Source organism: Streptomyces capoamus, assembly GCF_014654935.1.
Classification (GTDB): Bacteria; Actinomycetota; Actinomycetes; order Streptomycetales; family Streptomycetaceae; genus Streptomyces; species Streptomyces capoamus.
Window position 1 is genome coordinate 12,140 of the sequence record NZ_BNBF01000018.1, and the last position, 10,658, is coordinate 22,797.

General features: G+C 73.1%; 11 protein-coding genes. 5 read left to right on the top strand and 6 right to left on the bottom strand.

All coding sequences use genetic code 11. The features are described 5' to 3' along the window. Positions 1-83: 83 nt before the first annotated feature. Genes paaD through paaA form a run of 4 tightly spaced genes read right to left on the bottom strand, consistent with a single transcriptional unit; the run spans position 84 to position 2,645 of the window. Positions 84-620 (bottom strand): 1,2-phenylacetyl-CoA epoxidase subunit PaaD, encoded by a 537-nt coding sequence (gene paaD / locus IE312_RS25795; RefSeq protein WP_189984727.1) that lies wholly within the window; start codon positions 618-620, stop codon positions 84-86. After that, complete coding sequence (gene paaC / locus IE312_RS25800; RefSeq protein WP_189984728.1) at positions 614-1,369, bottom strand: 1,2-phenylacetyl-CoA epoxidase subunit PaaC; 756 nt, start codon at positions 1,367-1,369, stop codon at positions 614-616. Before paaC ends, paaD begins: the two co-directional genes overlap by 7 nt. Continuing rightward, positions 1,366-1,653 (bottom strand): 1,2-phenylacetyl-CoA epoxidase subunit PaaB, encoded by a 288-nt coding sequence (gene paaB, locus IE312_RS25805; protein ID WP_111583308.1) that lies wholly within the window; start codon positions 1,651-1,653, stop codon positions 1,366-1,368. Before paaB ends, paaC begins: the two co-directional genes overlap by 4 nt. Continuing rightward, positions 1,650-2,645, bottom strand: a complete 996-nt coding sequence (gene paaA, locus IE312_RS25810; RefSeq protein WP_189984729.1) for a 1,2-phenylacetyl-CoA epoxidase subunit PaaA — start codon at positions 2,643-2,645, stop codon at positions 1,650-1,652. The genes paaB and paaA overlap by 4 nt, the downstream gene beginning before the upstream one ends. Before the next feature lie 601 nt (positions 2,646-3,246). Between paaA and IE312_RS25815 the strand changes: the two genes are divergently transcribed. Genes IE312_RS25815 through IE312_RS25825 form a run of 3 tightly spaced genes read left to right on the top strand, consistent with a single transcriptional unit; the run spans position 3,247 to position 6,076 of the window. Beyond that, a complete protein-coding gene (locus IE312_RS25815; RefSeq protein WP_189984832.1) occupies positions 3,247-4,119 on the top strand; it encodes a DUF5819 family protein in 873 nt (290 codons plus the stop codon). After that, positions 4,116-5,327 carry an HTTM domain-containing protein gene (locus IE312_RS25820; protein WP_189984730.1) on the top strand — a complete coding sequence of 404 codons (1,212 nt, stop codon included), beginning with the start codon at positions 4,116-4,118 and terminating at the stop codon, positions 5,325-5,327. Before IE312_RS25815 ends, IE312_RS25820 begins: the two co-directional genes overlap by 4 nt. Next, positions 5,324-6,076: a TrmH family RNA methyltransferase gene (locus tag IE312_RS25825; RefSeq protein WP_189984731.1), complete on the top strand. Its 753-nt coding sequence runs from the start codon at positions 5,324-5,326 to the stop codon at positions 6,074-6,076. The genes IE312_RS25820 and IE312_RS25825 overlap by 4 nt, the downstream gene beginning before the upstream one ends. On the opposite strand, the gene paaN is transcribed toward IE312_RS25825, so the two are convergent. Further along, entirely contained in the window at positions 6,073-7,764 is a 1,692-nt protein-coding gene (gene paaN, locus IE312_RS25830) for a phenylacetic acid degradation protein PaaN (protein ID WP_189984732.1), read from the bottom strand. The two genes, IE312_RS25825 and paaN, sit on opposite strands and share 4 nt — an antisense overlap. Positions 7,765-7,923: 159 nt before the next feature. On the opposite strand from paaN, the gene IE312_RS25835 reads away from it, so the two are divergent. Beyond that, complete coding sequence (locus IE312_RS25835) at positions 7,924-9,438, top strand: 3-hydroxyacyl-CoA dehydrogenase (protein ID WP_189984733.1); 1,515 nt, start codon at positions 7,924-7,926, stop codon at positions 9,436-9,438. Beyond that, entirely contained in the window at positions 9,435-10,022 is a 588-nt protein-coding gene (locus tag IE312_RS25840; protein WP_189984734.1) for a TetR/AcrR family transcriptional regulator, read from the top strand. The genes IE312_RS25835 and IE312_RS25840 overlap by 4 nt, the downstream gene beginning before the upstream one ends. A gap of 199 nt (positions 10,023-10,221) precedes the next feature. Here the strand turns inward: IE312_RS25840 and IE312_RS25845 are convergent. Further along, positions 10,222-10,658 (bottom strand): Lrp/AsnC family transcriptional regulator (locus IE312_RS25845; protein ID WP_229900432.1); only part of this gene is annotated, 437 nt, incomplete at its 5' end.

Below are 10,658 nucleotides of genomic sequence, written 5' to 3' on the forward strand. Positions count from 1 at the left end.
GGGCGGGACGGTGAGGGTGAGGGCGACGGAGTCGTCGGTGAGCCGGTCGACCGCGGCCACCGGGAGCGGGTGGAAGCGGGCCATCACAACTCCTTGAAGTGGTCGAACGGTTCACGGCAGGCCAGGCAGCGGCGCAGCGCCTTGCACGCGGTGGAGGAGAACCGGCTCAGCAGCTCGGTGTCGGCCGACCCGCAGTGCGGGCAGTGGACGGGGTCGGCGGCGGTGTCCGCGGCCCGGGTGCGGGTCGGGCCCAGGGCCAGCGGCACCGGGCCGCCGTCGTGGCGCACGCGCGGGGGAGCGATGCCGAACTCCTGGAGCTTGCGGCGCCCTTCTGGGCTGATGTCGTCCGTCGACCAGGCGGGGGAGAGCACCGTGCGGACGGTGACCTCGCGCATGCCGTGGGCGCGCAGCACCCGCTCGACGTCGGCGCTCATCGTCTCCAGGGCGGGGCAGCCGGTGTAGGTCGGGGTCAGGTCCACCTCCACCGCGTCGGTGCCCTGGAGGTGCACCGCGCGCAGCACGCCCAGTTCCCGCAGGCTGAGCACGGGCAGTTCGGGGTCGGGGACCGCGCCGGCCAGCTCCAGCAGCTCCGCCTCCAGGGCGGTGGGGGCGGTCACCATGACGCCCCCGGGTGGCTGCGGTGCAGGTGCTGCATCTCGGCGAGCATCCGGCCGAACGGCTCGGTGTGCAGGCCCTGCCGGCCGGCGCCCGCCGACCAGGCGCCCGTGCTTGGGCCCTCGGGCAGGGGGAGTCCGGCCCGGCCGAGTACGTCGGTGACCGACTCCAGCCAGCGCTGCTCCAGGCGGGCCCAGTCGGCGTCGAGTCCTTCCACCGGCTGGAACATCTCCCCGGTGAACCGCCACAGCGCGTCGCAGGCCCGACGCATGCGCTCGTGGCTGGTCTCCGTGCCGTCACCGAGCCGCAGCGTCCACTGCTCGGCGTGGTCGCGGTGGTAGGCGACCTCCTTCACGGCTTTCGCGGCCAGTGGCGCGAACGGGCCGTCACCGGAGGCGAGTTCGGCGAAGAGGAGGTGCTGGTAGGTGGAGAAGTACAGCTGGCGGGCGATGGTGTGGGCGAAGTCGCCGTTCGGCTGCTCGACCAACTGGAGGTTGCGGAAGGCGCGCTCCTCCCGCAGGTAGGCCAGCTCGTCCTCGTCACCGGCCAGCGACAGCAGCACCCGGGCCTGGCCGAGCAGGTCCAGGGCGATGTTGGCGAGGGCGACCTCCTCCTCCAGGACCGGGGCGTGCCCGGCCCACTCCCCCAGGCGGTGGGAGAGCACCAGGGCGTCGTCGCCGAGGGCGAGTGCGGCGGTCACCGGGACGGGGGCGGAGCCGGTGGCGGTGCGGGCCTCGGGGCCGGTGGCGGTCACAGGTGCTTCACCCCTTCCGGGATCTCGTAGAAGGTCGGGTGCCGGTACGGCTTGTCGGCGGCCGGCTCGAAGAAGGGGTCCTTCTCGTCGGGCGAGGAGGCGGTGATCGCGGCGGCCGGGACGACCCAGAGGGAGACGCCCTCGCCGCGCCGGGTGTACAGGTCGCGGGCGTTGCGCAGGGCCAGCTCGGCGTCGGGGGCGTGCAGGCTGCCGGCGTGGGTGTGGGAGAGGCCGCGCCGGGAGCGCACGAAGACCTCCCACAGGGGCCAGTCGGTGGTGCTCATGCTCGCGTCGCTCCCGTCCCACCGGTGTCACCGGCGTGCTTGGCCGCGTAGGCCGCGGCTGCTTCCCGTACCCAGGCGCCCTCTTCGTGGGCGCGTCGGCGCTGGGTGATCCGCTGCTCGTTGCAGGGGCCGTTGCCCTTGAGGACCTCCCAGAACTCGGTCCAGTCGATCGGCCCGAAGTCGTAGTGCCCCCGCTCCTCGTTCCACCGCAGCTCCGGGTCGGGCAGGGTGAGGCCCAGGGACTCGGCCTGCGGGACGCAGATGTCCACGAAGCGCTGGCGCAGCTCGTCGTTGGAGTGGCGCTTGATCTTCCACTCCATCGACTGCTTGGAGTGCTGGGACTCGTCGTCGGGCGGGCCGAACATCATCAGGGACGGCCACCACCAGCGGTCCACCGCGTCCTGGGCCATGGCGTGCTGCTCCGGGGTGCCCTTGCTGAGGGCCAGCAGCAGTTCGTACCCCTGGCGCTGGTGGAAGGACTCCTCCTTGCAGACGCGCACCATCGCCCGGGCGTAGGGGCCGTAGGAGCAGCGGCACAGCGGCACCTGGTTGGTGATCGCGGCGCCGTCCACCAGCCAGCCGATCGCGCCGACGTCGGCCCAGGTAAGGGTGGGGTAGTTGAAGATGGAGGAGTACTTCTGGCGGCCGGAGTGCAGCTTGTCCAGCAGGTCGTCGCGGCTGGTGCCGAGGGTCTCGGCCGCGCTGTAGAGGTACAGGCCGTGGCCCGCCTCGTCCTGGACCTTGGCCATCAGGATGGCCTTGCGGCGCAGCGAGGGCGCCCGGGTGATCCAGTTGGCCTCCGGCTGCATGCCGATGATCTCGGAGTGCGCGTGCTGGGCGATCTGCCGGACCAGCGTCGCGCGGTAGGCGTCCGGCATCCAGTCGCGCGGTTCGATGCGTTCGTCGGCGGCCACGGCCGCGTCGAAGGCGTGCTGGTAGGCCGCCGTGTCGACGGTGTCCGGTGCCGTGCGCTGCGCGGCTGCTGTGGCCATGCGGTCCCCCTGACCTCGGGCTCTGCGGTGAACTCTGTCCGGGAAGCGTCCCGACCGATCGTTCGGTCCGTGCGAAGTCCATGGTGTGCCGGGCCGCGCTGGAGTGTCAACCGCTGTGGAAAACTGCGCGCACGACCCTGTGGACGAAGTGCGGCGCCGACCGTGATGTCCGTCCGCCGTCCGTGCCTGCGGCCCGCTACGGGGGGGGGCTTGCGCCCTGCTACGGCGGATTTGCCCCTGCTACGGCGCGCCTGTCGCCCGCTGCTTGCCGCTCACCGACCGCCGCCCGTCGGCGCCTGCCGCTCACCGGCCGGCGCACGGCGCGAGCCCCGGCGGAGGCCCGGCCCGTGGCCCGGCAGAGCGCTCCGTGGTGAGGGCCACCGTGATCCGGTCCGTACCCGGGGCTGCGCCCGGGGCCCGGGGCTGAGTACCGTTCCGTGCGGGCGCCGGGACGTGGCGCTCGTGCCGCGTGCGGCGCCTGTGACGGGCGCCGCGCCACCGGATCGCCCGCCCGGCCCTGTCGCCGAGCCGGGCGGCCGGGCCGCACGACCGAGCAGGACACCGAGCTGACCGCATGAGCCGAGACGGGGGACGGGACCGGATGGACGCGTACGACGAGGATCCGCGGGGCCCGCACGGCCCGGACGGGCCGGCCGGGGCGCGCCTCCCGGAAGAACCCAGGGAACCGTCCCCCGAGCCCCCACCAGCACCCGACCCCGCGCCCGCGCCCGCGCAGGCACCCGAACCCGCACCCGCACCCCGACCGGCACCCGCACCGGAACCCGAACCCGCACCCGTGCCCGCGTCCCCGCCCTCGCTCCCGCCCCGTACCGGCGTGGCCGCGCTCTCCCCCCGCTACCAGGTCGGTGCCGCGCTGGCGCTCGCGGTGGTCGCGGTGGCCGCCTGCACGCACCTGCTGATGGTGTTCCTCAGCCTCGCCCCCGCGAACACCGTGACGAAGCAGCACGGCAAGGCGATAGAGGAGTGGGTGTACCCGGAGTTCGAGCAGAACTGGAAGCTGTTCGCGCCCAACCCGCTGCAGCAGAACATCGCCGTGCAGGTCCGCGCGGAGGTGCGGATGCGGGACGGTGCTTCGCGCACCACCGGGTGGACCGACCTGTCCGCGCAGGACGGCGCCGCCATCGACGGCAACCCGGTACCCAGCCACACCCAGCAGAACGAGCTGCGCCGGGCCTGGGACTTCTTCGCCGCCACGCACGGCACCGACAACCGTCCCGTCGGCCTGCGCGGCTCCCTGTCCGAGCAGTACCTGCGGCGGATCGTGGTCATGCGCCTGTACCGGGACGATCCGACGAGCCGGGAAGGCGTGATCCAGCGCGTGCAGATCCGTTCCAGCACGACCAATGTGCAGCCGCCGCCGTGGAGTGGGGAGCGGGTGTCCGACAAGCCCGTCTACCGCCTGCTGCCCTGGTGGTCCCTGACGTCCGACGAGGCCGCGGGAGGCGTGCGGTGAACCGTCCCTCCCTGATGCTGTCGCGTGGTGTCGCCCGGGTCACCGAGGCGGCCCTCGGGCCGTACCAGAGCGCCGTGGTCCGGATCGGCTTCGCCGGGACCTGGCTGCTGTTCCTGCTGCGCGAGTTCCCGCACCGCCAGGAGCTCTACGGCCCCTCCGGGCCGTGGGGCTGGAACCTCGCCCGGCAGCTGACCGCCGACAACCACGCCTTCACGGCGCTGCTGTGGTCCGACGGACAGCTCTGGTTCGAGTGCTTCTACACGCTGGCCGTCCTCGCGAGCGCGGCCCTGCTGCTGGGCTGGCGCACCCGGACCGCGTCCGTGCTGTTCATGGTCGGGGTGCTGTCGCTGCAGAACCGCAGCGTGTTCGTCGGCGACGGCGGTGACAACGTGCTGCACCTGATGGCCCTCTATCTGGTGTTCACGCGGTGCGGACAGGTGTGGTCCCTGGACGCTCGCCGCGCGGCCCAGGAGGAGGCGGCACGCGCGCGCGAGGAGCGGGTCCCCGCCGACCGGGTGGGCCCGGTGCTGTGGGCGGTGCTGGGCGCGGCCCTCGGCACGGTGACGCTGACCGGCCGGTTCGACAACGGCTGGCTCGTCCCGGCGCTGCTGTGGACGGTCTGGGCGGGGCTCGGCCTGTGGTGGGCCGTGGGCCGCCGGGCGGCCTGGGAGCAGCCGCGGATCCTGCTGGACGTCGTCGCCAACATCCTGCACAACGGCGCCCTGGTGGTGATCATGGCGGAGGCCTGCCTGATCTACGCCACCGCCGGCTGGTACAAGATCCAGGGCTCGCGCTGGCAGGACGGCACCGCCGTCTACTACCCGCTCCACCTGGACTACTTCTCGCCCTGGCCCGCCCTGGCCGACCTGATGTCGTCCAGCGGCACGATCATGATGATCGTGGCCTACGGGACGGTCATGGTGCAGATCGCCTTCCCGTTCACCCTGCTCAACCGGCGGGCCAAGAACATCCTGCTGGTGCTGATGATGATCGAGCACGCGGTCATCGCGGTCGTCCTCGGCCTGCCGTTCTTCTCGCTCGCGATGATCACCGCGGACGCGGTCTTCCTGCCGACCTCCTTCCTGCGCCGGCTGGGCGACCTGGCCGCACGCGCGCGGGGGCGGCTCGCCCGGCGGGCCGGCCGTACGGTCCCGGGCCCGCGCTCGCCCGAGGAGAGCGCGGCGGACCGCGTAGGGTTCACCGCATGAGCGACCCGCTGCGCCGGTGGCGTGAGCACGCGGACACCGCCGTGCTGCTGGACGGCTTCCACGCGCTGAAGCACGCGCTGCGCTTCGGGGCCGAGGTGCCGGTCGCGGTCACCACCGACCGGCGGGCCGCGCTCGCCCTCGCCGGGGAGCTGGCCGGGGACGTCCGTGGCGCCCTGGAGGCCCTCCTGGCGGAGGTGCCCGAGCCGGCGTACGCCTCGCTCGTCCCGCGCCCCCATCCGACCGGGGTGGCCGCCCTCGCGGTACGGCCCTCCCGCGAGGCCAACCTGCGCGCGCTCGCCCTGATGCCCCGCACCGCGCCCGTCGTGGTCCTGGACAACCCGCGCAACCTGGGCAACGCGGGGGCCGTGATCCGGCTGGCCGCCGGCTTCGGGGCGACCGGTGTGGTCACCACCGGCACCCTCGATCCCTGGCATCCCACGGTGCTGCGGGGCGGCGCGGGCCTGCACTTCGCGACCGCCGTCGAGCGGCTCGGCGTCGACGAGCTGCCCGCCGGGCCGCTGTTCGCCCTCGACCCGGAGGGTGAGGACATCCGCGCCACCGAGCTGCCCGACGACGCGGTGCTGGCCTTCGGCTCGGAACGCACCGGTCTGTCGCCGGAACTCCGCGCCCGAGCCGATCACCTGCTGCGCCTGCCGATGCGGCCCCAGGTCTCCAGCTACAACCTCGCCACCAGTGTGGCGATGACGCTGTACCACTGGAGCGCGACCGGCGCCGCCTCCCCGGCCTAGGCCTCCCGGCGGACCTCGACCACCCGGAAGCGGTTCGCCACGAAGGCGCTGTCGCACAGGACCGCGTTCGCCGCCGGGTTGCCGCCCGAGCCGTGGAAGTCGGAGAAGGCCGCCGTCTGGTTCACGTACACCCCGCCGGTCAGGTTGAGCGACAGCTGGGCGGCCTCCTCGAAGCAGACCTCCTGGATCGCCGTCTCGGTCCCGGCGTCCGTGGTGTACGCGCCGACCGTCATCGCGCCCTTCTCCCGGACGGTGCGGCGCAGCAGCTCCACCGCGTCCGTCACCGAGTCGACCGCGACGGCGAAGGAGACGGGGCCGAAGCACTCGCTCATGTAGGCGGCCTCGTCGTCCGGCTTGGCGCCGTCCAGCTTGACGATGACGGGCGTGCGGACCACCGCGTCCGGGAACTCCGGGTTGGCGATCTCACGGGAGGGGAGGGCCACCTCGCCGAGGCCGGCCGCCGCCTCCAGGCGGGCCTTGACGTCCGGGTTGACGATGGCACCGAGCAGGGCGTTCGCGCGCGCGTCGTCGCCGAGCAGGCCGTCGACCGCACGGGCGAGGTCGGCGGTGACCTCGTCGAAGGTCCTGGGGCCCTGGTCGGTGGTGATGCCGTCGCGGGGGACGAGCAGGTTCTGCGGGGTGGTGCACATCTGGCCGCTGTACAGGGACAGCGAGAACGCCAGGTTGGACAGCATGCCCTGGTAGTCGTCCGTGGAGTGCACGATCACCGTGTTGACGCCGGCCTTCTCGGTGTAGACCTGCGCCTGGCGGGCGTTAGCCTCCAGCCAGTCACCGAAGGACGTCGACCCGGTGTAGTCGATGATCTTGATCTCGGGCCGGGTGGCGAGGGTCTTGGCGATGCCCTCGCCGGGCCGCTCGGCGGCCAGCGCGACCAGGTTCGGGTCGAAGCCCGCCCCCGCCAGTACGTCCCGGGCGACCTGGACCGTCAGCGCGAGCGGCAGCACCGCGCGCGGGTGCGGCTTGACCAGGACCGCGTTGCCGGTGGCCAGGGAGGCGAACAGGCCCGGGTAGCCGTTCCAGGTCGGGAAGGTGTTGCAGCCGATGACCAGGCCGGTCCCGCGCGGGACCGGCGTGAAGGTCTTGGTCAGCGCCAGCGGGTCGCGCTTGCCCTGGGGCTTGGTCCACTCGGCCGCCGCGGGGGTGCGGACCTGCTCCGCGTACGCGTACGCCACCGCCTCCAGGCCGCGGTCCTGGGCGTGCGGGCCGCCCGCCTGGAACGCCATCATGAACGCCTGGCCGCTGGTGTGCATCACGGCGTGCGCGAACTCGTGCGTCCGGTCGCTGATCCGCTTGAGGATCTCCAGACAGACCACCGCGCGGACCTCCGGTCCCGCGTCCCGCCAGGCGCGCTGCCCCGCCCGCATGGCCGGCAGCAGTACGTCGAGGTCCGCGTGCGGGTACGTCACGCCGAGCTCGATGCCGTACGGCGAGACCTCGCCGCCCACCCAGTCGTCCGTGCCGGGCTGGTCCAGGTCCAGGCGGGTGCCCAGCAGGGCGTCGAAGGCGGCCTTGCCCGCCGCCGCGTCCAGGCTGCCGCTCTCGCCGTAGGCCTTGGGGTGCTCGGGGTGCGGGGACCAGTACGCGCGCGTGCGGACCGCCTCAAGGGCCTGGTCGAGCGTGGGCCGGTGCTTCTCGATCAGCTGGTGTGCGGTCAGTTCGGCGGCCATGCGGGACCAACTCCTCGTCTGGAGAACTCTTCGTCGAGCTCGGGACCTGGCGGAAAGAGCAGCGGGATGGGACGGTCAGAGCTAGAGTAACCGAACGATCGGTCGGTTCAAGGGGGTCCGCCGCATCTGTGGAAAACCCCGTGCGGGAGGATCGCGCACATGACAGCACTCGACCTCAGCAGCCCCGTGGCCGTCGTCGGCACCGGCACCATGGGTCAGGGAATCGCCCAGGTCGCGCTGGTCGCCGGCCACCCCGTACGGCTGTACGACGCCGCCCCCGGGCGCGCCCGGGACGCGGCCGAAGCGATCGGCGCCCGGCTCGACCGGCTGGTGGAGAAGAACCGGCTCACCGGTGCCGACCGGGACGCGGCCCGCGCCCGTCTGAAGCCGGCGGACAGCCTCGCGGAGCTGGGCGACTGCGCCCTGGTCGTGGAGGCCGTCCTGGAGCGGCTGGACGTCAAGCAGCGGCTCTTCGGCGAGCTGGAGGAGATCGTCGCCGACGACTGCCTGCTCGCCACCAACACCTCCTCGCTGTCGGTGACGGCGATCGGCGGGGCGCTGCGCCACCCGGGCCGCTTCGTCGGCCTGCACTTCTTCAACCCGGCGCCGCTGCTGCCGCTGGTGGAGGTGGTCTCCGGGTTCGCCACCGACGTCACGTCGGCCACGCGCGCGTACGAGACCGCGCGCGCCTGGGGCAAGACCCCGGTGGCCTGCGCCGACACCCCCGGCTTCATCGTCAACCGGATCGCCCGGCCCTTCTACGCCGAGGCGTTCGCCGTCCACGAGGCCCAGGCGGCGGACCCGGCCACCATCGACGCGGTCCTGCGCGAGTCGGGCGGCTTCAAGATGGGCGCCTTCGAGCTGACCGACCTGATCGGCCAGGACGTCAACGAGTCCGTCACCCACTCGGTGTGGCAGTCCTTCTTCCAGGACGTGCGCTTCACCCCCTCCCTGGCCCAGCGCCGGCTGGTGGAGTCCGGCCGGCTCGGCCGCAAGACCGGGCGCGGCTGGTACGACCACCGGGACGGCGCCGAGCGGCCCGAACCGCACACCGCCGACCCGGAGCGTCCGCCCGCCTACGTCATCGCCGAGGGCGACCTGGGCCCGGCCGCCGAACTGCTCACGATGATCCGCGAGGCGGGCATCACGGTGCGGGAGGAGGACGAGGACAACGGCACCCGTCTGGTCCTGCCCAGCGGCGGCCAGTTGGCGCTCGCCGACGGCCAGACCTCGGTGGAGTTCCGCGACGTCGTCTTCTTCGACCTCGCCCTGGACTACCGCGAAGCCACCCGCGTCGCCCTGGCCACCGCCCAGGACACCCTGCCGCAGACCCTCGCCGAGGCCACCGGCCTCTTCCAGGCGCTCGGCAAGAAGGTCAGCGTCATCGGCGACGTCCCCGGGATAATCGTCGCCCGCACGGTCGCCCGGATCATCGACCTCGCACATGACGCCGTCGCCAAGGGCGTGGCCACGGAGGAGGACATCGACACGGCGATGCGCCTCGGCGTCAACTACCCGCTCGGGCCCTTCGAGTGGAGCCGCGGCCTCCCGCGCGCGTGGGCCCACGAACTGCTGGACGAGCTGCACGAGCGCGACCCCTCCGGCCGTTACGCGCCGTCGCTCGCGCTCTACCGCCACTCGTACGCCCAGGACAAGCGGGAGGGCACCTCATGACCACGGCCCGGCGCGACACCTACACCCCCGAGACGCTGCTCTCCGTCGCCGTGCGGGTCTTCAACGAGCGCGGCTACGACGGCACCTCCATGGAGCACCTGTCCAAGGCGGCCGGCATCTCGAAGTCGTCGATCTACCACCACGTCAGCGGCAAGGAAGAGCTGCTCAAGCGGGCCGTCAGCCGCGCCCTGGACGGGCTGTTCGCCATCCTGGACGAGGAGCACGCGCGCGTGGGGCGGCCCGCCGACCGGCTGGAGCACGTCGTGCGCCGCATGGTCGAGATGCTCATAGCCGAGCTGCCCTACGTGACGCTGCTGCTGCGCGTGCGGGGCAACACCGAGACGGAGCGCTGGGCGCTGGACCGGCGCCGCGACTTCGACCACCGGGTCGCCGAACTGCTGAAGGCGGCGGCGGCCGACGGGGAGGTGCGCGGTGACGTGGAGGTGCGACTGGCCACCCGGCTGGTCTTCGGGATGATCAACTCCATCGTGGAGTGGTACCGGCCGGACGTGCGCGGCGCGAGCGACCGGGAGGTGGCCGAGGCGGTCGTCCGCCTGGTCTTCTCGGGCCTCCGCCACGCCTGACCCACCCGGCCGGGGCCGACAGGGGGGTGACGCGCGCCGGCGGCCGGACCCGCGTGGGAGGGGGCGGCCGTGCCGGCTGTCAGGTCCGGCGACGGCAGGGCGCCCACGCCGGCCCTCCGGCGCGTGCCGGCAGGGCATGGCCCCCTGCCCGGGGGCCGCCCCGGATGCACTCCTGTGCCTCCCTCCCACGCCGCCCGGCTCAGGTTTCCGGTTCCACGTCCTCCTCCTCGAACACCAGCAGTGTGCGGGTGCTGAGCACCTCGGGGATCGCCTGGAGGCGGGTGAGCACCAGCTCGCGCAGTGCCCTGTTGTCGGGCGTGTGCACCAGCAGCAGGACGTCGAAGTCGCCGCCCACCAGCGCGATGTGGGAGGCGCCGGGCAGCTGCCTGAGCTGTTCGCGGACCGTGCGCCAGGTGTTCTGGACGATCTTCAGCGTGATGTACGCCGACGTGCCGTGACCGGCCCGCTCGTGGTCCACGCGCGCGCTGAAGCCCCGGATCACCCCATCCTCGACGAGCCGGTTGATGCGGGCGTAGGCGTTGGCGCGCGAGACGTGGACGCGCTCGGCGACCGACCGTATCGAGGCGCGGCCGTCCGCCTGGAGGATCCGCAGGATGTCCTGGTCGATGGCGTCCA